The sequence below is a fragment of the Candidatus Methylomirabilota bacterium genome, assembly GCA_027293415.1.
Lineage (GTDB): Bacteria > Methylomirabilota > Methylomirabilia > Methylomirabilales > CSP1-5 > CSP1-5.
The window spans coordinates 1-22,643 of sequence record JAPUFX010000220.1; the positions used below are offsets into that span (position 1 = coordinate 1).

The 22,643-nt window shown below is 58.4% G+C and carries 26 protein-coding genes; 24 read left to right on the plus strand and 2 right to left on the minus strand.

All coding sequences use genetic code 11. The annotated features are described in order from the left end of the window. Nucleotides 1-135: 135 nt before the first annotated feature. Nucleotides 136-315, plus strand: coding sequence for a hypothetical protein (locus O6929_14485; protein ID MCZ6481586.1), 180 nt, complete (start codon nucleotides 136-138; stop codon nucleotides 313-315). A gap of 14 nt (nucleotides 316-329) precedes the next feature. After that, complete coding sequence (locus O6929_14490) at nucleotides 330-1,028, plus strand: tetratricopeptide repeat protein (GenBank protein ID MCZ6481587.1); 699 nt, start codon at nucleotides 330-332, stop codon at nucleotides 1,026-1,028. Nucleotides 1,029-1,078: 50 nt separating this feature from the next. On the opposite strand, the gene O6929_14495 is transcribed toward O6929_14490, so the two are convergent. Beyond that, complete coding sequence (locus O6929_14495; protein ID MCZ6481588.1) at nucleotides 1,079-1,489, minus strand: hypothetical protein; 411 nt, start codon at nucleotides 1,487-1,489, stop codon at nucleotides 1,079-1,081. A 195-nt stretch (nucleotides 1,490-1,684) separates the two neighbouring features. Here O6929_14495 and O6929_14500 point away from each other — a divergent pair, with 195 nt between their 5' ends. From O6929_14500 to O6929_14510, 3 genes are all read left to right on the plus strand, one after another. Beyond that, nucleotides 1,685-2,284, plus strand: coding sequence for a DUF4352 domain-containing protein (locus O6929_14500; protein MCZ6481589.1), 600 nt, complete (start codon nucleotides 1,685-1,687; stop codon nucleotides 2,282-2,284). A 126-nt stretch (nucleotides 2,285-2,410) separates the two neighbouring features. Next, nucleotides 2,411-2,608, plus strand: coding sequence for a hypothetical protein (locus O6929_14505; protein ID MCZ6481590.1), 198 nt, complete (start codon nucleotides 2,411-2,413; stop codon nucleotides 2,606-2,608). A gap of 465 nt (nucleotides 2,609-3,073) precedes the next feature. Continuing rightward, entirely contained in the window at nucleotides 3,074-3,517 is a 444-nt protein-coding gene (locus O6929_14510) for a hypothetical protein (GenBank protein ID MCZ6481591.1), read from the plus strand. Nucleotides 3,518-3,841: 324 nt separating this feature from the next. On the opposite strand, the gene O6929_14515 is transcribed toward O6929_14510, so the two are convergent. Then, complete coding sequence (locus O6929_14515) at nucleotides 3,842-4,300, minus strand: hypothetical protein (protein MCZ6481592.1); 459 nt, start codon at nucleotides 4,298-4,300, stop codon at nucleotides 3,842-3,844. 497 nt (nucleotides 4,301-4,797) lie between these two features. On the opposite strand from O6929_14515, the gene O6929_14520 reads away from it, so the two are divergent. The 19 genes from O6929_14520 (at nucleotide 4,798) to O6929_14610 (ending at nucleotide 22,627) form a co-directional block, all read left to right on the plus strand. Next, complete coding sequence (locus O6929_14520; protein MCZ6481593.1) at nucleotides 4,798-5,499, plus strand: hypothetical protein; 702 nt, start codon at nucleotides 4,798-4,800, stop codon at nucleotides 5,497-5,499. A 175-nt stretch (nucleotides 5,500-5,674) separates the two neighbouring features. After that, nucleotides 5,675-5,833, plus strand: a complete 159-nt coding sequence (locus O6929_14525; protein ID MCZ6481594.1) for a hypothetical protein — start codon at nucleotides 5,675-5,677, stop codon at nucleotides 5,831-5,833. 55 nt (nucleotides 5,834-5,888) lie between these two features. Next, the gene (locus O6929_14530; protein ID MCZ6481595.1) at nucleotides 5,889-6,020 is read left to right on the plus strand and encodes a hypothetical protein; all 132 of its coding nucleotides are present in this window, start codon (nucleotides 5,889-5,891) and stop codon (nucleotides 6,018-6,020) included. A gap of 43 nt (nucleotides 6,021-6,063) precedes the next feature. Beyond that, nucleotides 6,064-6,186, plus strand: coding sequence for a hypothetical protein (locus O6929_14535; GenBank protein MCZ6481596.1), 123 nt, complete (start codon nucleotides 6,064-6,066; stop codon nucleotides 6,184-6,186). 366 nt (nucleotides 6,187-6,552) lie between these two features. Then, nucleotides 6,553-7,284 carry a CGNR zinc finger domain-containing protein gene (locus tag O6929_14540; protein MCZ6481597.1) on the plus strand — a complete coding sequence of 244 codons (732 nt, stop codon included), beginning with the start codon at nucleotides 6,553-6,555 and terminating at the stop codon, nucleotides 7,282-7,284. 180 nt (nucleotides 7,285-7,464) lie between these two features. After that, nucleotides 7,465-7,641: a helix-turn-helix domain-containing protein gene (locus O6929_14545; GenBank protein MCZ6481598.1), complete on the plus strand. Its 177-nt coding sequence runs from the start codon at nucleotides 7,465-7,467 to the stop codon at nucleotides 7,639-7,641. A 17-nt stretch (nucleotides 7,642-7,658) separates the two neighbouring features. Beyond that, nucleotides 7,659-9,470, plus strand: a complete 1,812-nt coding sequence (locus O6929_14550; protein ID MCZ6481599.1) for a bifunctional DNA primase/polymerase — start codon at nucleotides 7,659-7,661, stop codon at nucleotides 9,468-9,470. Nucleotides 9,471-10,049: 579 nt separating this feature from the next. Then, nucleotides 10,050-10,382 carry a helix-turn-helix domain-containing protein gene (locus O6929_14555; GenBank protein MCZ6481600.1) on the plus strand — a complete coding sequence of 111 codons (333 nt, stop codon included), beginning with the start codon at nucleotides 10,050-10,052 and terminating at the stop codon, nucleotides 10,380-10,382. A gap of 643 nt (nucleotides 10,383-11,025) precedes the next feature. Further along, nucleotides 11,026-11,469, plus strand: a complete 444-nt coding sequence (locus O6929_14560; protein ID MCZ6481601.1) for a hypothetical protein — start codon at nucleotides 11,026-11,028, stop codon at nucleotides 11,467-11,469. A gap of 279 nt (nucleotides 11,470-11,748) precedes the next feature. Continuing rightward, nucleotides 11,749-12,936 (plus strand): site-specific integrase, encoded by a 1,188-nt coding sequence (locus tag O6929_14565; protein ID MCZ6481602.1) that lies wholly within the window; start codon nucleotides 11,749-11,751, stop codon nucleotides 12,934-12,936. An 85-nt stretch (nucleotides 12,937-13,021) separates the two neighbouring features. Beyond that, nucleotides 13,022-14,104, plus strand: coding sequence for a transporter substrate-binding domain-containing protein (locus O6929_14570; GenBank protein ID MCZ6481603.1), 1,083 nt, complete (start codon nucleotides 13,022-13,024; stop codon nucleotides 14,102-14,104). A gap of 117 nt (nucleotides 14,105-14,221) precedes the next feature. Continuing rightward, complete coding sequence (locus O6929_14575) at nucleotides 14,222-14,401, plus strand: ribbon-helix-helix protein, CopG family (GenBank protein MCZ6481604.1); 180 nt, start codon at nucleotides 14,222-14,224, stop codon at nucleotides 14,399-14,401. 27 nt (nucleotides 14,402-14,428) lie between these two features. Next, nucleotides 14,429-15,241: a site-specific integrase gene (locus O6929_14580; GenBank protein ID MCZ6481605.1), complete on the plus strand. Its 813-nt coding sequence runs from the start codon at nucleotides 14,429-14,431 to the stop codon at nucleotides 15,239-15,241. Continuing rightward, the gene (locus O6929_14585; GenBank protein MCZ6481606.1) at nucleotides 15,177-15,557 is read left to right on the plus strand and encodes a tyrosine-type recombinase/integrase; all 381 of its coding nucleotides are present in this window, start codon (nucleotides 15,177-15,179) and stop codon (nucleotides 15,555-15,557) included. The genes O6929_14580 and O6929_14585 overlap by 65 nt, the downstream gene beginning before the upstream one ends. A 487-nt stretch (nucleotides 15,558-16,044) precedes the next feature. Then, nucleotides 16,045-16,725, plus strand: coding sequence for a PilZ domain-containing protein (locus O6929_14590; GenBank protein MCZ6481607.1), 681 nt, complete (start codon nucleotides 16,045-16,047; stop codon nucleotides 16,723-16,725). Nucleotides 16,726-17,342: 617 nt separating this feature from the next. After that, complete coding sequence (locus tag O6929_14595) at nucleotides 17,343-17,990, plus strand: PilZ domain-containing protein (protein ID MCZ6481608.1); 648 nt, start codon at nucleotides 17,343-17,345, stop codon at nucleotides 17,988-17,990. An 879-nt stretch (nucleotides 17,991-18,869) separates the two neighbouring features. Further along, nucleotides 18,870-19,253, plus strand: a complete 384-nt coding sequence (locus O6929_14600; protein ID MCZ6481609.1) for a hypothetical protein — start codon at nucleotides 18,870-18,872, stop codon at nucleotides 19,251-19,253. A 64-nt stretch (nucleotides 19,254-19,317) separates the two neighbouring features. Then, complete coding sequence (locus O6929_14605; protein MCZ6481610.1) at nucleotides 19,318-19,932, plus strand: glycine zipper domain-containing protein; 615 nt, start codon at nucleotides 19,318-19,320, stop codon at nucleotides 19,930-19,932. A gap of 343 nt (nucleotides 19,933-20,275) precedes the next feature. After that, on the plus strand, nucleotides 20,276-22,627 hold the full coding sequence (locus O6929_14610) for a carboxypeptidase regulatory-like domain-containing protein (protein MCZ6481611.1): 2,352 nt from the start codon (nucleotides 20,276-20,278) through the stop codon (nucleotides 22,625-22,627). The last annotated feature ends 16 nt before the right edge of the window (nucleotides 22,628-22,643 follow it).

Below are 22,643 nucleotides of genomic sequence, written 5' to 3' on the forward strand. Positions count from 1 at the left end.
GCCGTCTTTGTGATCGATCGCAATGACCGTATCGTCTACGCTGAATACGTCGCGGATCAAATGCGTGAACCGGACTACGAAGCAGCGATGGAGGCAGTCCATCAGGCAGTAAGACTCTATTGAATGGAGCCAAGTATGGCCAAGAACCTTGATCCGCGCCAAGTCGTCACCTTCGAGGAACTGCTCCGGGCGATGATGATGGAGCAGGATGCCACACGGCGGGTGCTGGTGCGAAAGGGCCTACTGACCAACGAGGAGGTCTTGGAGGAGATCAAGGCGGTACGGCGGGAGATGGAGGGGAAGCGGGGGCGGTGAAGGTGAGTCTATCTATGTTCCTTCGTAGAGTTCTAGTTCCCTTTTTTTTGCCGTTCCTCCTGCTGACCACGCTTTTACCTGCCTATGCCCAGGAGGCATTGTGGAACGAGCTAAATGCTAAGGTGTTCACTCTCTATCAACAGGGACGATATTCAGAGGCCGCTAAGGTGGCTAAAGAAGCGGTGAAAGTTGCAGAAAACACATTTGGCCCTAACCATCCCGCTGTGGCTACATCCCTGAACAATCTGGCGTCATCGTATCGAGCCCAGCGACAATATGCGAAGGCCGAGCCCCTGTATAAGCGGGCCCAAGCCATAATGGAAAAAGCCGGGGGGGCCGAGCATCCCGCCGTGGCCATGTCCCTGAACAATCTGGCGGAAATATATCGAGTCCAGGGCAGATATGCCGAGGCCGAGCCCCTGTATAAGCGGGCGCTCGCCATAGAGGAAAAGGCCCTGGCGGCAGACGATCCCATTGTGGCCACATTGCTAAATAATCTAGCGGAACTTTACACAGCCCAGGGCAGATATGTCGAAGCCGAGCCCCTGTATAAGCGGGCCTTGGCCATAATGGAAAAAACCCGGGGGCCATACCATCGGAATGTGGCGACTGTGTTGGAGAATATGGCAAAGTTGTACAAAAAGACGGGAAGAAACGAGGAAGCCAAACGATTGGAGGAACGGGCACAAGAAATTCGTTCAAGAGCGCGGTGATGGTAAGGCAGCCGACCCGGCAAAGGGGAAAGTAATCTCGCTCGGTCTTTTTACTTGACGCGGAAGGGGGCGCAGGGATAGTAGAACCCGGAAGGATCGTAACAGTAGTAAGATTCAGCGGTGGGATGGAAGTAAAAGGGTACGGGTGAGCGAGAGGCGGGGGAAGGAAGAGGGTCATCCCCCCACCATGACCTCCCGGCGAATCCGTGGAGGTGGCCAATGTGGCGGCGGTGCCCGAAGTGATGGCCATCCCCGATATGGCCACGATGCCCGTGGTGCCGCCCCACGTGTCTAGCGTGGCCCCCAAAGTGGCGAGCATGGCCGCCGAAGTGACCAGCATGCCCCCCGTGGCCGCCTCTATGTCCGCCTCGGGCATAAGCTGTCCCGGCCCCTGCAACGGAGACAAGCCAGAAGGCGGCGGCAGCCAGGGCCCACATCACTGACCGGAGGCTCTGCTTCATGGCTTTCAACACCCCCTACTTAAAATATGGGTCCCTTGAGTTGAGAATGCAACCCATGTTTCATGCATTGGGAGAAGTCAGGCCATGCTTCGAAGGACTTTGCGATTCATGCTGGCTTTAGGATCCGGGGCTGCGATGGCCTCGTGTGCCGCCCTCCCTTCTCCTCCACCCGTTCCTTATTCGGAGATACTGAGGGTGAGGCATGAATTTCTTGACGGAGAGGCGATCGGCCTTGCTTATGACCCTGTCATGTGGGATGGCATGATCGAAGGAAAAGACACGACCAGCCGCCATGTCTTCGGACCGAACCCCAAGACGGGGAAATACGAACTGGCCTTTTATGTCCGGGTGAAGAACCTGAGCGATTCGCGCCTCCGCGTCGCTCCCACCGAGTTCAGCCTTACCACAGTAGGCGGCGAGACGTATTCCCCTGGCACGGCGACAGCCTCTACCTCCCAGCCGTTCCCGATGACCGAACTGCAGCCGCAAGGCTCGACAGAAGGATATATCGTGTTCGAACTTCCCCCGGATGCGCTTGCAAAGGATCAACCTTCCTTACTCCAGTACGACGATGGAGCGGGCCATCGGGCCGTCCGCTATCTCTCCACCCCTGATATGGTGCGATATGAAGGGCTCAGCCCTGTGGTCTCTGAGGAGGTTGCGAGGCCTCGCCCGCCGCCAGGAGGGGAGCGCCAACCGAAGGGCCGCTGGGAGACCCGGTGGGTGCCAGGCCACTGGTATGGAAATGTCTGGTATCCCGGCCGCTACGCCACCTTCTGGATCGAAGGCCGCTGAGAAGATGATCGGTTAGATCGCTTCAAAAGCCCCGGGTGTCGCTTCATCAGAGGGGCTCAGGCGAAAAGATAAGAGATAGGCGATGGGATGACCGGCCCAACCGACCGAGAAAAGAGAAGACTTGTTATGGGAGAGTGGTACCGAACTCAAAGGACCATCCTTGCCGGAGCCCTCATCGCGGCCGGTGCCGCGGTGCTCTTCACGACACCGGTCGCTCTCGCCCGCCATCCGTATCTCGTCTGGGTGGATGGACTGATGCAACGGATCGAGCCGAAGTATCGGGAGGTGGCTATCTGGGACTATCAGGGTGGGAGGTCCACGTGAGGCCTCCGGGTCCCCGGGTCGGTGGACCTCCGTGACTTTCAGGTGGGCGATTTCGTTCTGGCGCGGGTGGATCTGAATAGGAGGATGGTGCTTAGCATCCGAAAGCTCCCGCCACCCGTAGAGGACGATCGGTACTGGGATGCGGTCCGCCAGCTTGAGGCCGAGACCCGCCGCCCGGTACCATGACCCCTTGGGTGCACAAAGCACAGACCATATCTTTGCCTGGGTAACCTGCTTCCGAAGCACTCCGAGGAAAAGCGATCGGTTGGCCCTTGTATCGCCGCCCCAAAACGGCCGCACGCACCGTTCAATGCAGCAAGGTCGAAGGATCGCCTCCAGGACCTGCACACCCGGAGTAGGGCAACCGCTACAGCGACTGGTAGCGGGAGACTCACCTCCAGCGAACGGCGACACTCCTCTACATAAAGAATAATGAACCCACCTGGATCTGTCTGAGGAGTAGAGATGCTTCTCCACATAGCGGGACGAATGATCGATGTGGTTTCAGTAAGGCTCCTGGTCGTCCTTATGTTTGCCCTCTTCCTCGCAGGAAGTGGTCCGGCCCTGGCAAGGCATGAGGGGGCATCGTGCGGACTGCCCGTGCCTGAGGATCCATTTGGTCACGAGGAATTTATCGACATTGGCCACCGGTTCTTGGTCCGAAATGTCCGGATCGCCCCACATTCCCGGGGAGTGGTGGTGGCGGGGGAGATCCACAACGACCGCCAGGGGTTCTTCACCCCTCCCCTCTTCAAGGCGAGGCTCTTCGATCCCGCCTGCACCTACCTGGGGGCCAACAACTTCTCCATTGACCACTTCGAGTTCGGGACCACCCGACCCTTCCGAGTGAACGTCCCCCGGATCCAGTTCGCCGATGTGGCTACCTACCACATCGAGTTCCTCCCCTGAATCCCCGAGCCTCGGTTTTAAGTAGCGAGCAGGATGCCACACGGCGAATACTGGTGCGGAAGGGGATGCTGACCAACGAGGAGGTGTTGGAGGAGATCAAGGTGGTACGGCGGGAGATGGAGGGGAAGCGGGGGCTGTGGAGATGAAGTCGACCTCGGCGCTTGACACCCCTTGCCCAGTGGGGGTCCAAAAACACCACGAGCGTCGAGGGTGGCTCGACGCTGAGCAGACTGGAGACCTTTCGGAGCCCATCCGAGTTACCGTCTGCCCGCGCGCGCTGCTGCCGCTGACTGGGATGAGCTGGAGTTTGGCTGAGCCCTGCTGCTAGCGCGCTTGCTTCTCACGCGCCTTGGCACGACCGTGCTGTCCGTGTTCTCCCGCGACTTCGTCGGCGCGCTCAAGACCGCGTGCTCTTGACTTTGTTTCAATCCTCTTCTCTTTCCTGTCCGCTTTTCTTTCAGCTCGTTGGAGTTCTTTCTCAGCCTTCCTCTCGGCCTTCTCTTTCGCCTTTTCCGCCTTCCGTTCAGCCTTCTGCCTATTCTTTTCAGCTCCTTGTTGCCCTTTACCTCCGCCCTTCTCGATTTTCTCGCCGCCCCTTTCTAGTTGCTCGTTGATCTCTTCGCGTTCCTCCTCAGCTTCCCCATCGGCCCTAGCGATCAAGACACCGGCTGTCCCAACGACTGGTTCGAGCGCCAGCGCAGAGGCAGCCGTCTGTGGAAAGGCTTCCGTGCCAAGGCATAACGCAATAACTCCTGCGAGGACGCCGGTTGTCATCCGTTTCATTGCTATCCTCCTTTTGGCATGTAGCCCGGTGGTGACTCAGAAGGGGTTTTATCGCAATCTCTGTGCCAAAGAAATGGTATCGGAAGTTACTAAAATTAAAGGGGTTTTTGAACGAACAGGCCTTCCTTCACTGACGAGTTTTGGGCGGTTGTGAGAAAATTGGCAGTGGTTGTTAAACCGATCAGCTGGGAGGCAGGAGCTGATATAGCGAACTGAGATTTACCCTCCGGAAAGGTTCCCGCTATAATAGCCTCCGGAAGGTAATACAGGGTGGTGGGCTGACGATGATGGCACTTTTATTGAGGAGCCGACCATGGCCAAGAAACTTGACCCACGCCAACTCGTCACCTTCGAGGTGTGGCTTCTGAAGCTTCAGCGGGAGGCGAGGGAGGCGAGACGGGGGTTGTGGAGGTGAGATGCTAAGCCTTAACGTCCCTTGTCTAGTCGGGGATAAATGGGAATAATTGTAGTTAGATCCAAGGAAAAGGGGCGATAGTATGGACAGCATAACCTATTTGATTATCGTTGTTTTGTTGAGCCTTGTTGTTGGATTAATACGTGCTACCTATGAAAAAGCTAGAAAGCCTTCAACCGAGGCATATCTCGACTCTTTGAGAAACCTTTCGAAAGACACAGCCACAATGGAGCCTGACAACGTCGTTGATCCGAAAGAGACCGCACTCTATTGCGCCAAAGTAACGGGCGAGACTCGAAACTACTCTTCCCGCACGTTGATATGCGATTTCACTGATGAAAGTCTCAAGCCTAGAGATTACCTTAGCATTCAGTGGCGCCTCGATTTTGTGCGCCCTGATAGATACCATGTGGCGCAAGATATGTGGGACACCGAGTGTGGGGAGTTGTATGATCAGTGGATTTCTATTGGGAAGGAAAACTATCAGAATGCGGGGGTTTGGTATCAAACGGAAGACGGAAGAAATGATGAGCACAACCATTCCCTGGTGGTGGACGATTTATTGCAACTGTTAATCAATCACGACCCGATCGCTTCCGAAGTCTACCGCTATGGGGAGTCACGCTACCTCTTAATTGAATACGGGACTCCAATTCCGAGTAAATTTTTCCATGCCACCATAGAGGATTTCGGCTCATTGTTGCACAGTGACTGTCAGACGCATCTATGGATTAACCTCGCCACGGGCTTCCTTGCCAAAGGTGAAACGATCGTCAAAGGATAAACAAAGGCAGGTGAGGGTCTCCACATTCGTATCCAACAAGTGTTCACTAATTACAATGAATTCATAGAGGTGAATCCACCACTTTGGCTGAACGCAGTCCGAACTGCCGAAGGTAAACTTCAGATAGTAGAAAGAAAAATCCTTGTAGTCCCCCACCATCCATAAGAGGCTAACTATGGCAGAGAAACTCGATCCACGCCAAGTCGTCACCTTCGAGAAACTGCTCCAGGCGATGATGATGGAGCAGGATGCCACACGGCGCGTGCTGGTGCGAAAGGGACTGTTGACTGACTTGGAGATTCTAGAGGAGATCAAGGTGGTAAGGCGGGAGTAACAGATCGACCGTGGAAATTGGAGGACTTGCTGTAAATCTAAAGGAGGTAACCAAAATGGCTGGAAAATTTATTCAGATCGCGGTAGCACCAACAAATGACCTGTTTGCTTTAGACGAAGAAGGTAATGTATGGCATTTCCATCGCCAGCGCAATAAATGGGTGTTATGGATCTCGGATCGGGCATAAGTTCAAATTAGGACACTACCCTTTCGAGGGACTGCTCCGGGCGATGATGATTGAGCAGGATGCCACGCGGCGCGTGCTGGTGCGGAAGGGGCTGCTCACCAACGAGGAAGTGTTGGAGGAGATCAAGGTGGTGCGGCGGGAGATGGAGGGGAAGCGGGGGAGATAGGGCATAGAGGGGGAGACCACATGGCTATTGAGGAAACGGTAACTTGTACGGATTGCGGCACGAAAAAACTTTTCACTGGTGAGGACGTAACCCTGTTCCTGAAAGCGGTAGACCTGGCTGGTTGGTATGTTTCGCCGGACGAGGTTGAACCTCATAGTGGGATGGCACTGTGCCCCGAGTGTTACCGGAAGCGGAAACAAGAGCCTAAGTGAAACTTCATGGTCTTTGCCTACAATCCTTCTGATCTTCTAGCGGCAGGCAAGGGCAAAATGTAACCGGGAAAGGTGAATCGTTGTAAGGGGGAAGCCATGAACGAGCCAACGATGGAAACCCTCGCACGACGAGTGGACCGGGTGGAGCGGGAACGTGACGGCGGCAAGCGACCACCCCTCAGATTTCTCCCAGCAGGAATACATTACTGAACAAATCAAGAGAATACTGGAGGAGGCGAAGCTCCAGCCTTACACGTACGTCCTCAACCAACTGAGGGAGCTGGTTACCGAGTGGAACCCACGCCTCTCCCCTTCATCTGTCCAGGACGCCTTAAAGGCTAAGCGACCCCGGCAGAGGCGGACGCGCCGAGTGGTAGGGCTGTCGTTAGAGACTTCTTTCCTCGTAGAGCTTTTGAACATCTTCCATGCTGATCCCATCGCTCGGTTTGCCCGTGCTCTCCCCACAGAGGCCCTGAAGTTATGGCTTCGATTGGACCCCCCCGATCGGCGGCAACATATAATGCAATTCAATGACGCCCTCTCTTTGGAGGCCCTCCGCTTTCCCACCTCTTTGGTGGCATTTAGTTTCTTCGCTGGAGGGGTAGTGCACCTTGCTAAGAATGACTGGGCTGGGGTTGACAACTTCTGCGTAGCGTGGACGCCTGGGCAAGGCGGGCTGGATTCCTTCGATGAACAGGAGCAAAAACTTGTGTTTATGACCACCATAGCCCTAGCCAATTCAAAGGCATGGCTGCCTCGCCTTCGGCGGTGCCAGCTCCCACATTGCCAGGTATGGTTCGCGGATCGGTCTCCAACGTGGCAGAACAACCCTGCCCGGTTCTGCTCAGATTCACACCGCGCCAGCTCCGCTAAACGCTCCCGCTAGGACCTCGCCGAGGGCTACGGCTTTCCTGTCAAGAGCAACATTTCAGCCTCTCGTTTTCCCCTTATTTTAAAAGGTGTTTCGTCTCCGCCATCCCCTCCGGCTACGGCTTTAACTGAGGCCGTCTGTCGTAAACTATCAATGATAATCAGGACGGTATCTCACAGTACGTGGAGGAAGCCGATGGAAGATAGAAAACTGTTGGTGGACGCCAAAGCCCTGGCGGAAATGTTGAGTCTCCCTGTGAGCTGGGTTTATGCGAAGGCAGAGAAAGGGGAAATCCCCTCAGTAAAGGCAGGAAAGTATCGGCGATTTGACCTTGTTGAGGTTCTTGCCGTGCTCCGGGAGGCAAGTAAGTAGACAAAGGCGCAACAGCGATGACGAGCTACTTCCCCGCCCCACCCGCGCCTGATGCCTCAAACATTGGGTGGGCCTACTATTATCTCAATCTCGGATGGACCCCACTTCCAGTCAAGCCTGGAACCAAATTCCCCGCCGTCAAGTGGACCGAGTACCAGACGCGACAGCCAACCCCTAGAGAAATAGAACGCTGGAACTGGTCGGGCGGCATCGGCATCGTGACGAATGGGTTGATATGCGTGGATTGCGACGGCGGTGGAGAACAGCTCCTGAAGGGAAAGGATTTTCCTCCTTCGTGGACTGTCAGGACAGGGTCAGGTGGGCTTCACCGCTATTATAAGGCAAATGGTCAACGTGCTCGCAATGCGGCTGCGATTTTGAAAGAGGACGGCAAAGGGCAAGTGGACATCCGTGCCGATGGCGGCTTCATCATTGTACCACCATCGGCGCACATAGAAACGGGTAAGCCTTACACATGGATTCTCCCGCCGTGGCTGGACACTCTCCCATTGGCCCCCGCGCCCGCATGGATTCAGGACGCCGTCACTGACAGGGACCGGCCCCAAGAGGCAAAAGACCAGCCGCACCCCACTTGGGTGACGGAGCTGATGCAAGGCGTTCCCGAGGGGCAGCGGAACGATGCTGCGGCGAGGCTCGCGGGTTACTTTTGCGAGAAGAAGCACCCAGAGGACATCACCCTAGAAATTCTCCGGCCCTTTTCCGAGCGATGCAGACCGCCAATGCCATTCCACGAACTCCAAGGGGCCATCGCCTCGATCTACCGGACGCATCATCGGAGGGGCGGGGCCACGGGGATGGAGCAAAGAGTTGCAAGCGAGACGACCACCGAAGCCAGTGACTTCGAGCCTGCTGAAGTCCTCTGGAGCGAACCGGACGAACCGATTGAATGGGACGTCGAGGGAATCATCGTCAGGAACACGCAGGGCTGGATATCCGCCCGGCCGAGGGATGGGAAAAGTATGTTGACTACCCATATCGGCTCTAGGCTCGCGGCCGGCCGTCCTGTCCTTGACCGTTACCCCATCCTTGTCCCGCGCCGTGTTCTCCTTGTGCAGGAGGAGGATCCTAGACGCCGCCTGAAGCGCCGTCTCAAGCAGCTCGTCTCTCAGGAGGAGCGAGACGCCTGGCGGGGGCGGTTCCTGGTCCTGATCGAGGCGGGCCTGAAACTGGACGATTCGAAGTGGCAGGAATGGCTCATCGCACGAATCGAGAAGCACAAAGCCGAAGTTCTCATCCTGGACGTGTGGCGCTGGCTCCACAACGCCGACACGAACAGCGAAAAGGAACTCAAACCCATTCTCACGTTCCTCACGGACATCCGCCGACGCTACGGCTTGACCATCCTGATCGTGACCCACGACAGCAAACCAAAGCAAGGACCCGAGGGGAGCAAACACAGCACCCGGATCACCGGCTCCTGGGCGCAATGGGCCTGGGCGCATTTCGGGATTTTCCTCAAAAAGACCGGACGGACCGTGCAGGTTGAGGTCGAGGGGAAGGACGCCCAAGACGCCTCTTTCGCCTTCCGGTTCGCGGGGGGCGAAGATGGACAACCCCTCCGGCTGGTCTGGGAACCGACAAAACTGAGCGCAGGAGAGGAGCGGCGGAGACGGCTCGCTCAACACCTCCAAGAGCATCCCGGGGAGTGGGTGACCCTTGAGACACTGACGAGCGTGGCCGGGGTGTCGGAAGACACCACCAGGAAGGACCTTGACGCTCTCTGTAGTGAGTCAGGATTCGAGAGCGACAAAATGCCGTTCGGACGAACACGAAAAAGGGTTTATCGCTATGTGGACACTCCCGAATAAGTGCAATTCGGCAGTGTTCGGCAGTGTCGGGAGTGACCCCAAGTTTACTCACACCGACGACACCGACGACGCCCCTATAAGGGGGCGGAGTGTCGTCGGTAGTGAGTGTGGGGAGGCCATGAGCAAGCTACTTGGCGTAGTGGACAAGAACAGTCGGGAGCGGATCGAGGTACGGGCCTGGGTGAGCATGGCGAAAGGCAACACTCTATGAGTAACCCTCAACACCGACCCTCTATGACAGGCTCCAATGGACGTCCTCTGGAGTTTTGGGGGTTGCGGTCCATTGCACAGCGCATGGGGTGCAGCGTGGACCAGCTCCACCGCCTACAGGATCAGCTCCATTTCCCCTTAATTCTCATGCCAAACTGGAAGCGACGGCACCCGCGTAATATGGCGTTCAAGTGGATTTATTATACAAACGAGGCTTTCATCGATCGATGGTACTTCGGTCTCTCGGAAGCGCAAAGAAATGCGAGGAAGAAACTTGGTGGGAGATGGTGGGTGCACTTGGGTAAGGCAGGAAGGGCAGTTTAAGTAGTGAAGGGGAACAAAAACCTCGTCGCGCACACGAGGGTAAGGGTGGGTGAGCGGATCAATAGGCAGACGGGCAAGGGCAATAGCGGGGCAGATCGTGGTGCCCAACAACCTTACGCCACAGTGACATCAATGGTGACAGGGCTCCCAACACCGCCAAAGGAAAGGGCCGTTTCTCGGGCTTTGGATGGGGTATCACCGGCCCGCCGCCTTTTGAATGTGAAGCACGCCGCGGAATACCTGGGTGGGATCTCCCTGTGGACCATGCGAGGTCTGGGATGGTCAGGTCAGGTCCCGGAGGTCCGAGTCGGAAGGCGCGTGTTGTACGACAGGCAGGATCTGGACCGCTTCATTGAGACCAGCAAGCAGCAGCGATGATGGCGATAATGCTCAGGATCGCCCCCCTTTGGCCGCTGGCGGGCTGCAGCATTCCACTTTCGGTGATGGGGCACCAAGACCGGGGGGGGGAGGCCCTTTCGACCCTCTCTCCCCCGTGTGCGCTCGCCGAGGAGGTAGGAGAATTTTTTGAGCGATATGGGAGGTGCCCAGGAGGTTTTAAATTTTGCGACCTGACGCGCGAGGCCAGACGAAGACACCCGTTCTGACTTGGGATAGCTGGGTGCCACCACTGCGCCGCGTCTGCCCTTGTTGCGGGATGATGGTGGTGAGCCGCGACATAGACCCCCGCTGCCCGAGGTGTGGGCACCGGCAGGGCATATGAGTCCTTATCACGGCATTGATCGGTGTGACCGCTGCGGCAGGCCGCTAGAAAAGAGCGGGTGGCTCTCAGGCTTGTGCAAGGCATGTGAACAGGAAACTTCCAACCAAACACCACGAGCGCCGAGTTGCCCCGACGCTCATGGGGCGCTTCTTGTTCAAGCCATTGGGGCCCCTTTTTGGAATTTTATTTACTGTCCTCCTTTAATGGACTGCCGTGCGATGCGTTCCTGTTTACAGGCTGCTTCCTCACTGTTGAACGAGTAATGCCTCCTTTGTGGAGACAAAGAAAGGAGAACACGACATGGGATACAGATACGCTCAACTGACGAAACTAGTCGAAACCGGCGAGTATGAGGCCGTACTCCGGCAGATGGAGATTCGGCCGACACGCTTCGATAAAACCCAAGGCGGTTGGGAAAAATATGGGGATCAGCCCGTCTGCAGCGTGAACCTCTACTTCGAGATCTTAGATGGGTCTCCGGGTGCAACGAATCCTGATGACTGGCTGTGGTATGACGAATGCTGGCCGGACCCAGATTCAACCCTTGACCGCATCGTAAAGATGGTCGAGGGACTCGGGATACCACACATCAAAACACTGCCTCCGTGCATCACGACTCTGCCACTTGGCCATTGTTTCAGGGTGCGGGTGGTGAATGACGTTCAGGTGGGCGGTGGGGATGCACTCCAGTACTGCCTCGTGACCGAGGTCCTGGGCCTAGCCGAACCGGCCCTGGCGCGATGAAGGCCCCTATGGGTAATCGGCCAAGGGTCCCATCCAACCGGGGGGTGTCTAGGAGGTGTTCCAAGGCGAGGATTTTCACCACTACTGGTGTAGCCATTCAAGTTTGAGGCAACGTGCGCTTCCTGACCGTTAAACAAACCAGCGAGATTCTGGCCATTAGCGAACCTACTCTTTACAGGTGGGCGATGATGGGATATATCCCGTGTCACCGATTTGGACGAATGATCCGTTTTGAGGAAGAAGAAATAAGACGCTGGGCTGAGGAAAGGAGGCAAAGCCATGAAGCCGTGGTTGGAGTATCTCAAGGGGCGAAATCGGGGCGTGTACCGGGTCACGGGGAAGAAAGGAGTCACGTACGGGATCGACCTCACGGATTCCAGGGGTCGCCGGGTAAGGCGCGTCGTCGGCAAGGATCTCCAGGCGGCGCTGCGGGAGCTCCAGGCGGTCAAGGGCCGGAAGGCGGAGGGCCGATCGACTACACTGTATACGGCCTCTAGCCGCGTCACCTTGGGCCAATTCGTCCGGGACATCTACGAGCCCGAGATCCTTCAGGCGGTTGAGAACAAGAGTACTCATATCTCCATGGTCACTGGCCTCCGCGCTCTCCTCGCTTTCTTTGCCCACATCCCGTTGAACAAGATCACGGCCGCCGAGGTTGAGCGGTACGTGCTCCTTCGCCGACAGAATCAGATCTCCATCCCGGTCGTGCGCTACCTGTCACGAATCCTCAAAGACGGAAAGGAGTTTTTGCGGCCGACGACACACTCGCGTCAACCTCAAATCAGCTTCCACACCATCAAGCGGGAAATGTGGATTCTTAGGACTGTCCTGTCTCATGCGGTCAAACGGGGATATCTCGCCCGCGAAGCGGTCCCAGAGACCCCCAAGGTGGAGGGAGACCGCCGGGAGCCCTATGTAACCAAAGAGCAGCTTCAGAAGCTCTTGGCCGTAGCAGATCCGAGGCTCAGGGCCTTCGTCGGACTAGCCCTGGCCACCGGGAGGCGCCGCATGGAGCTACTGTCCCTGAAGCCCGCCATGGTGGACTGGCAGGCCCGGGTCATCAACTTCCCCCGGCTCAAGTCTCGCCGTAAGACCATTCAGGCGCCCATGAATCGTACAGCCCAGGCGGTCCTGTCGGATCTCCCTCGACCGCTGGCTGACGATGCGCCCTACTTCCCGATTGCGCCCCGTGATCTGCAGCGCCTCTGGGAGCGGGCGACTCGGACGGCTGGTATCACAGACCTGCACCTTCACGATCTCCGGCACGTGGTGGCCTCGCACCTGCTGAACAAAGGAGTCCCCGACCAAATGAGAGCAGAGGTCCTCGGCCATTCACCCGGCCGGCATTTCGCCATGACGGCGCGATATTCCCATGCGACGATCGAGTACCTGCGGCGGGTGTACGAGGAACTGGATGATCTCGCCCCGGAACTCTGGGGGAGGTCGAAACAAGCGCGGGAGGGCTAAGGTGTGAGGAGAGCGATAATCTTTGGTGGCGAACGGAAAGAAGTCCAGAGGAGCAGTGATGCGATTAGGCTTTGGGGGCAGAAACATGAATAGGTCGAGAATTATCACGGCGGTGTTCGTGTGTTTAGGATTACTTCTGGCCAGCGCGGTACGCGCAGAAACTCCGGTCCCTGTAAACAGAACGCTGATCGTGGGCACGAAAGAGGCACCGCCGTTTGCGATGAAAAATGCCGATGGTACATGGACAGGTATCAGTATCGAGCTGTGGCAAGCGATCGCCAAAGACCTGCAGCTCAGGTACGAGTTGCGTGAATTCGACCTGCAGGGCTTGCTCAGTGGCGTCAAGGATGGCTCACTCGACGCGGCGGTGGCGGCGTTGACTATTACAGCGAAACGCGAGAAAGTGATGGATTTCACCCATTCCTTCTATACCACAGGACTTGGCATCGCCATATCCCGACGGGCGGGGGGCACCTGGTTTAGTGTAGTGCAGCATATTTTCTCAGAACGGTTTTTAGGAATGGTTGCGACGCTGCTGTTCTTGTTGTTTGTCGTCGGCGTGCTGGTGTGGCTGAGTGAGCGGGAAAAGAACCCCCAGCAGTTTGGCGGCGGCCTCAAAGGGATCTGGTCGGGTTTCTGGTGGGCGGCGGTGACCATGACCACCGTCGGGTACGGGGATAAAGCCCCTGTGACGGTTGGCGGGCGTATACTGGCTCTCGTCTGGATGTTCACCGCGCTGGTCATGCTGGCAGGCTTCCTTGCGGCCTTTACCAGTGCACTTACTGTGAGTGAACTGGAGCTGTCCTTGCTTGGCCCCGAAGATCTTGTGAATGCCCGTGTCGGGACCCTGGCCGAGTCCTCGAGTGCCACCTATCTGCAAGAGAACCGCATCCTCCATCTCATTTACCCAACGCTCCGCGAGGGGCTCCAGGCCGTCGCCACAGGGGAAATTGATGCGGTGGTGTATGACATGCCGCTCCTCCGGTATGTTATCACCACCGAACTCCCAGGTGCGCTTGAGGTGCTCCCTTACATCCTCGAGCCCCAGGAGTACAGCATTGCCCTCCCGACCGGCAGCCCTCTCCGAGAACCGATCAACCAAGTCCTTCTGGAAAAGACGCACCAGCGGGCCTGGAAAGACCTGCTCTTTCGTTACTTGGGCAATTAGGAGCACAGCCGCCCAAGAGGATTCGACCCTCTGACCTGCTAATTGGTAATCAGCAAGTCTGGGGCCCCTTTGGATTTTCAGCTTGACACTTTTAAACTATAGTTCTATAGTTCCATTATGAAGACTAAAACGCGAAAGGAGGTGAAGACGGTGCGGTTTGGCATCTATCTCCCGGATGAAGTGTATAAGCGGCTGCGCTACCTGGCGATTGACGAAAATAAGACGGCCACGGCCCTCGTCCGGGACCTGATCGAAGAGTACCTAGCGAAGAAGGGCAAACGAAAGGGGGTGAAGTAGGTGGGTAATTCCAAGCGTGGTAAAGGGATGATCTACAGACGTGGGCAGGTGTGGTGGATCAAGTTCTATGACAACGGCCGACCGCGCTACGAGAGTAGCGGATCCAGGAAGGAGACCGACGCCAAGCGGCTGCTGAGCCTGCGGTTGGGACAGGTGGTCGAGGGAAAGTGTCCGGCACCCGAGGTACAGCGGATTACCTTTGAGGACCTGGCCCGGGACCTGGAGACCGAGTATCGCGCCAACGGGCGGAGATCCTTGGGGCATCTGGTCGTGAGGATTGCCCATCTCCGCCGGTTCTTTTGTTCCATGCGGGCTACCAGCATAACCACGTCCGAGGTTCAGAAATACATCGTCAAGCGTCAGAGTGAAGGAGCGAGCAACGCCACGATCAACCGGGACCTGGCCGCCTTGACAAGGATGTTCAGCCTGGCACTCCAGGCGGAGAAGATGCGCCACAAGCCCCGCGTTCCCCACCTGGTGGAGAACAATGTCCGGCAAGGGTTCTTTGAGTACGAGGACTTTGAGAAGGTCCGGGACGCCCTCCAGGAGCATCTCAGACCGCTCGTCACCTTCGCCTATCACACCGGCTGGCGAAAGTCGGAGATCATCAACCTGAGGTGGGACCAGGTGGACCTGCATACAGCCACCGTGCGCCTGGAGCCGGGCACCACGAAGAACAAGCAGGCCCGCATGATCTTCCTTGGCCGGGGAGCTTCTGGACGTGATCCAGCGGCAACGGGAGGTCAGAGACCGGCTCTATCCAGACTGCCCTTGGGTGTTCTTCTCCGAGGGGAAGCAGATCAAGTCCTTTCGCCGGTCCTGGAACACGGCTTGCCGTAAGGCGAAACTAATGGGGAAGATCCTGCACGACTTCAGGCGGTCAGCGATTCGCAACATGGTCCGGGCTGGCATCCCTGAGCGCGTGGCGATGGACCTGAGCGGCCACAAGACCCGGAGCGTGTTCGAGCGGTACAACATCGTGAGCGAGGGAGACCGCCTCGAGGCCGCGAACCGGCTGGACCAATACCTCAAGAAGTGGGCGGGGGGTGTAACCGTTTCTGTCACCGCGCCGGCAACACCTGTCCCAATTCCACCCAACTCCAGCCAACATCTCTTAGAAGGAGGTCTTGAGAAGGGCCTGAAAAGTAAGGACTGATGCGGACTTATGGAGGGCGTCATTCGCGGGTTTGTGTCTGGCAGTCACGAGGTCAAGGGTTCGAATCCCGTCAGCTCCACCACGGGTCCTCAAGTGTCCCCAAGAACCTCTCCCTGCCGTCGAGTGCCACTCCCTCCGTGGCGTGCCCCATCACTGTAGAATCTTTCCTAGCCGTCGAGGGAGTGCGTTATGCACCAGAGGTGTACATCAACGTCCCCCGCCCCCGACACGTCCTGTGGCCATAGTAAAAGAGAGCGCGTAGACAGAATTCTCACCATATGCGTAGACCAACGACTGAGTTTATGGTCGGGAGACTTCGAGTGCGAATGCCAGCACAGCGTGGGCACACGGGTGAACGACCCACCTCGCGCGTGACATGGGTGTCGGTGAATGCGCGGAGGAAACACCATGGAAAACGTCCACGGTGTGAGTCAGCTACAACAGGGAGGCGGGACGCTGGCACTGATGTTGCAAGGGAAATCGCAACATGCGCCACCGTTACCTTCGACATCCAATCCACGTCCCAGTGCTTTACAAAAAATTGGACCAGGAGGAGCCTGTCCCGACGGGAATGGGCTGGACCGAGGACCTGGGAGAGCACGCTGCCTGCCTGAAGCTGCCGACCACACTCCACCTGGGATGGACTTTGGGCCTTGTCATTTTTGCGGAGCCAGATGTTGTCGAAGCCGAGGCGCGCATTGTCTGGGTACGGGCAGGGGGCCAACGAAAGTTCTACTATCACGGCGTGGAATTCATCCGTCTCTCGCCAGCCTATTATGAGTCCCTCCTAAGAGCTCTCCCCCAGGGCAGGTCCTCGCAGCAGCGGGACACGTACCGCTTCCCAATGACGCGCCCCATCGAGTGTCATATCGGCGGGGTACACACCCCTCCCATGGAGGGCCGGACCGTGGACATCAGCCGAGCCGGAGCCATGGTCTTTTTTCCCCAGCGGATCCCTCCTCGCACCCGGGTCGATATCACGCTCCACGGTCACCGTCCGGACCGAATTCGCGGCAGGGTGCGGTGGGTGGCCGATGCGAACGATGGCCCCGGACTGATCCGCCACGGCATTGAATTCCTCGGGGGGCCCCTCCTCCCTCAAAGGTTCCTCAGCCTCTTCCCGGGTACACTCATCGAGGGGAGCTCGGGTGATCGACCCTCCTCGTAATGTGCAGGCGAAAAAATCACGAGTGGGGCACCACCTATTTCTCTCTAACATTCCGCACGCGCTAGTGCCGTTCCAACTTGATAAGTGGTTCGACAGGGCTTCGACGGTGAGCTCAGCCGAACCGCTCACCACCCCGAGGAAGATCGAGGGGCCGAATGTGAGCAGCCTGCCTTGTTGCAAGGGCCGTGATCGAGTGCAGCGAGAAAGTTGGCACCAATCGTTGGAACGGCACTAGGTACCCCAGCAGTCCTGTCTCGGTGGAACTCTTCGCCGCTCTCGCACTCTACCCCCCTCCTTGAGCGGGGTGAATTCTGCCGTGAAGTTGAGCCCCGCCGGCTCTCGCTCTCGTCGATTCTGACAAGATCCTGCCACTTTGTCCCACCTCTTGAACCTTTTGATTTTCCGTCCGATATACAGGGTAAAGGGGGAATTGCAGAGAATCCCCTCGGGCGTCCACCGCTCTGTGATATGGCCCACAGGGGAGTGGGAATTGCACTGCCGGTCGGGGCTGGATTCCTGGGACCCTCGGAGACGTCCCTGGAGATCATCGATCAAGCCATCGACTCCGTGAAGTAAGTCGCTTGAATGGTCTGGAACTTGGAGGACGTGTGAGAGACATGGGCCCAACCGCGACCCGCCAGCATTCTCGATTCCCGCTCCGCTTGCCGATCCTCTGTGAGAGCCAGGGGGTCCCCGGCTACCGCACCGTCGGGATCACGCGGAATGTGAGCATCGGTGGGCTGATGCTTGAGGCCCCGCGGCCCCTGACCCCTCATACGCCGACGAGCCTTCGCTTGCTTGCAGGAGACCGGATCGCCCATGCAGAGGCGGTGGTCGTCTGGATGACTCAAGAGCCGAGCAGCCGCATGGGCATGCGTTTCACCACATGGGCCGGGACCGACTCTCATGTCTGGGATCAGCTCTTGGCCTTTCAGGCGGGCCCAACCCCCCGGGCCTCCCTCCGCATTCCAATCACCCTCGAGGTCACCTGTGTGATCCCCCCGGACATTCGCCTGCGCGGCCAGGCGAAGAATGTCAGCGACGGGGGCCTGATGGTTACCCTTCCGAAGGCCTTTCCTCCCCAAACACTCGTGACCGTGGAGGTTCCCTCGTGGGTCACCCGCCTTCCGGTGGAAGCAGAAGTGATGTGGACCCTGACCACTTCGGAGGGGCATGACGTCATACATGGCCTGCGGTTCCTTTCGGAGGACGTTGGCAAGGAACTCTTCCTGATCGGGGCCCTTCTCCAGCAGCTCCTTGATTGACGCATCGCCCGCAGTTCCTCTTCCCTACGTAACCCGGCTTATTCACATAGAAGTGAATAAACTGCCCACGGGGCTTCGACTCCGCCCCGCGTTTGCGGGGCGTCGCTCAGGGTTAGCCTTGAGTCCCGCCGAAGGGGCGGGATCGAAACCTGCCGGTGCGGCCGAGCCCGCACCTGCAGGCGCATTATTCACGAAGACACTCCGTTCGTGAATAATGCGGGCTAACGTGTTGTCCTTTCTGAAGCAAGGATCCTGAGGGCGTGCTGGGTACGTGCCCCGGCCGGGTGGGCTCGCGCGCATTCATCCTGGGGTCGCTCGATCCCTTGATGTGATATTTCGGGTCCGTAAAGTGACGGAAGGTGTCGACGCGGTGGGCCCTACTGCTTGACAGTGGTTCCTTTCGATGTAACCTCACGAACCAATTGCCATGCGGCCGGATGAGGATGAAGAGGGCACCGGGGAAATCTTCCCCCTTTATTCACAACGACCTCGTAGCCACAATCGGTGCACCGGTACTTCCCTGAACGGAGATTGATTTGATTTGTGGATGGCAAGACCCTCTTCCCTCCCTTCTTCTCCCCACCTAAGCCCGCGAGGGCCGACAAAGCGATCTTTCTCTACTCTCAGTAGCAAACAAAGTGCCAGCCCTAACTCCCTCAAATTAGGGTGCCGGTCGCCGGAGATGGTGGCAATGATCGTGTGGGTTTTCGTCATCGCCGGTGAGAATACCCCCTGCTCTGCACCATTAAACAAACTTGGGTGACCCGTCGTCTAACCAGGTGACGAGGCAAGCATCCCGGCTGGCCAGAGAGCCGAGACGATATCGTCCGGCTACGACGGGCCGCCAATCGGCACCCGGGTAGGGAAAGGAGGGGGGAAATGAAACACTGCACACTTGGTCTTCTCATAGGAAGTCTGGTGCTGGGCGGAATAGTCATACCAGCTGAGGCGCGAGGTCGGCATCACAGGCACCACGGGCGCGACGACGCGCACCATGTCTATCGCCACGTTCACCCAAAGTTTCACCACGGGTACCATCACGGCCACTACGCCGGGGGCTTCATAGCCGGCGCGGCCACGGTCCTGGCGGTCGGGGCCCTGCATACGCCCCGAGTCGTGTACCAGCCGGTCTATTACCGACCGCCGGTGTGTCGAGATCACTGGGTCCCAGGGCGGTGGGAGGTTCAGACCCGGACGCAAAACGGCTTCACGTCCTATTATCAACTTTGGGTACCAGGGCATTGGCAGCGGCATTGCGATTGATAACCCATGGACAAACAGCAAGGGCACCACTCTAGAGGTGGCCTTTACCAAGGGAGAGGAGCAAATGAGGATCAGGGCGATTACTGTTTTGACGGCAGGACTCCTCTTGACAAGCGCGTGTGCTGGGGGACCTGCAACGACCCGGGAGAAGGGGGTGCTCACCGGTGCAGCCATCGGTGCCGGGACCGGCGCCATCATCGGAAGTCAGACCGGCGACGCTGGCACTGGGGCCCTCATTGGGGGAGCGATTGGAGGGGTGAGCGGTGCCCTCGTTGGGGGAGCGATCCAGGAACAGCAGCAGCAGCGCGTTGGAGGGGGAGTACCTCCCCCGGTGCCACCGGGGGCCACGGCGTACCCCCAGCCACCGGCGGGCATTTCGGTCCCCGGGCAGTATTTAGGGGATCCGACCCGGGGAGAGCTAGCGAATGCGACGCGGTGGCGGATCGCCGTGTTTATCGATGGTGATCCAGGGCAACAGAACCCTTCCTCCGCGGTCTGGCTCGGGCCCAATGAGTCGCAGCCAGCCAATCTGGATATCGGGCAGCATCGGATTATTGCTCAAGCCTTTGTGGACACCCAGTTCGGCCCGCGGCTCGTGGGCCGGTATGACAAGACCATCGCAGTGGATCCTCGGTCCACCGGGTGGGGCTTGCGGTTCGGGGAGGGGGACTTTCGCTAACCCCCCGGCTCCCGTTCCGGGCACCTCGCTGAGCTTGTGCCTCCAAGGGCTCGATGCTGGAGCCGTCATCAGCGTTTCTCAAGAGCCCACCTCACCCTCCGAGGGGTCAGACACTCCTCTAGATCCGGTCTTCCCTAGGCTCAGGTCGCGTCCTCCGCTCTCGGATCGGAACTACATACGTTCAAGCTTGTCTAAACGAGAGAAGGGACAAACCTGTTTGTCTATGGGATGACTTGGCCCTGGTCTTGCTTGCGTCGATGGGGCAAGTACAGTCGCGGATCTCATTCAAGTGGACCAGGCGCAGGATATGCGTGAGAAAGGGAAGACAAAAGGGAGGAGATTAATGGGGAAGTGGATGGCGCTGGTCGGCATACTGGCTTTAGTGTTCCCGGCACCAGAGGTGGGCGCGGCGGAATCTGCCGTGCCGCTCACGCTGCGCAAGGTGGTGCTCTACAAGAACGGGATGGGCTACTTCGAACATCTGGGTACAGTACAGGGCGCGCAGGACGTGGAGATCGTACTGCCCAGCACCCAGTTGAACGATGTGCTCAAGTCACTGACGGTGATTGACCTGGGGAAGGGGCAGGTGACGGGTGTCACATACGATTCGACCGCGCCGCTCTCCCGGCGTCTAGCCGAACTCCCCATCCAGTTAGGCTCAGGCCAGGGGCTGGTGAGTTTCCTGAACCAGATTCGGGGGACCGAAGTCGAGATTCGCGCGCCGGGGGGGGCCGTGGCGGGCAAGCTGATGGGGGCCGAGGTGCGCCGCAAGCAGGTGGAGGGCAACTCGGTGGTCGAGATTGTAGAAGTCACGGTGTTCACCTCGAAGGGCGAAGTGCGGACGGTCGAGCTGGCCTCGGCGGAGACACTCACGCTTTTGGATCGCGAACTGGCCAGCGATGTGGGTCGCTACCTCGATCTGCTCAACTCGGCCCATCGGCGCGACGTCCGCCGGCTGCGCATCCACACGGTTGGCTCGGGCAGCCGAGAGCTCTACGTCAGCTACACCTCGGAGGCGCCCATCTGGAAGACGACGTACCGCATCGTGCTCGACGACAAAGAGACACCACTCCTCCAGGGGTGGGCGATCGTGGATAACACCACGCCCATGGACTGGGTGGATGTAGACCTCTCGCTGGTGGCGGGGGCCCCGGTGAGTTTCGTGCAGAACCTCTCGCAACCACTCTACGCGCGGCGGCCGGTGGTTCCACTGCCACGGGGAGTGCAGGTGACGCCGCAAACGCATGAAGCCACGTTGGAGGTTGCGGCGGGCCAAGCTGCAGTGGCGGGGATGGTAAGGGACGTGAATGGGAATCCCGTCTCCGGCGCCACCGTGCGGGTGCTCAGCCGGGACGGCGCGGTGGTGCAGCAGGGCAGGACCGACGGGAGTGGTCACTTCCAGATAGGCGGTCTCGCGCCGGGAACGTACAGGATCCAAGCGCGCCATCCCTCGCTTGGCCATGCAGGGTACCGCCAGATCACGGTGCACAGCGGGCGCGTCACGGCGTTGAATTTTTCTCTCGGCGGTGTGTTCGAGGAAGGGCGTATTGCTGGAGAAAAATCGCGGGATGAGATGCATGCGTACCGAAAGCGGGCGGCCAAAGCACTGCCGTCAGCGCCGGCCCCAGCCCTGGAAGCCGAAGCCCCAGCCGAGTCGATCGCCGGGCGTGTGGGTGATGTGATGCGGCAACAAGTGTTGCAGACGGCTCGGGCCCAGGCATTGGGAGAGCAGTTCGAGTATCGACTCCGCCAGCCGGTCACGATCCGGCAGAACCAATCGGCCCTCCTGCCGATTATTCACACCGAGGTCGAAGGCGAGAAAGTTTCACTGTACAACGAGAAATCTGGAGAGCGACGTCCCCGGCTGGCTGTCTGGCTCAAGAACAGTAGCGGGCTGACCCTTGATGCCGGCTCGTTTGCCGTGATTGACGGCAGCGCCTTCGCGGGCGAGGGGGTGACGGAGACAATCAATCCCAAGGAGAGCCGCCTGCTCAGCTACGCCCTCGACCTGGGTCTCGAAGTCACGACGAACCGGGGCACCGAACGCCAGCGGGTCGAGCGGGTGGCAATCCATCGCGGGGTGATGCGGCTCCATGTCAAGGTGAGGGAGAAGAAGAGTTACGTCATTCGCAATAACGACGAGAAGATGCGGACCGTGGTGGTGGAACACCCCGTGCGTGCTGGCTGGACCCTCGTGGACACGCCACCGGCTGCCGAATCAACCGCCAGCTACCACAGGTTTCGGGTCGAGGCCAAGCCGAAGACCACCACGGAATTTACCGTGCGTGAGGAAAATCCCCGGCAAACGACGTACGCCATTCGCAACGTCACGCCGGAGCAAATCACCCTCTGGGTGCGGCAAAAGACGATCGATGCCGACATTGAGCGGGCGCTTCAACGGATCGTGGCCAAGAAGAATGAGATTGACGACGTAAACAAGAAGATCGCCACTCTCGAGAAGGATGAAAAGGAAATCTTCCGGGACCAGCAGCGGGTGCGGGAGAACCTACGGCGGCTAGGACGCACTCCCGAGGAAGCCAACCTCAGGCTGCGTTACATCCGGCAGCTCGAGCAACAGGAAAACCAGCTGGGGACGATGCGGGCGGAACGCTCTCGGCTGGAGGATGCACGGGCCGTGGCCCAGAAGCAGCTCGACGGGATGCTCGAGAAGATGAGCTTCGACCGCAACGTATAGCGTTAACGATGACCGT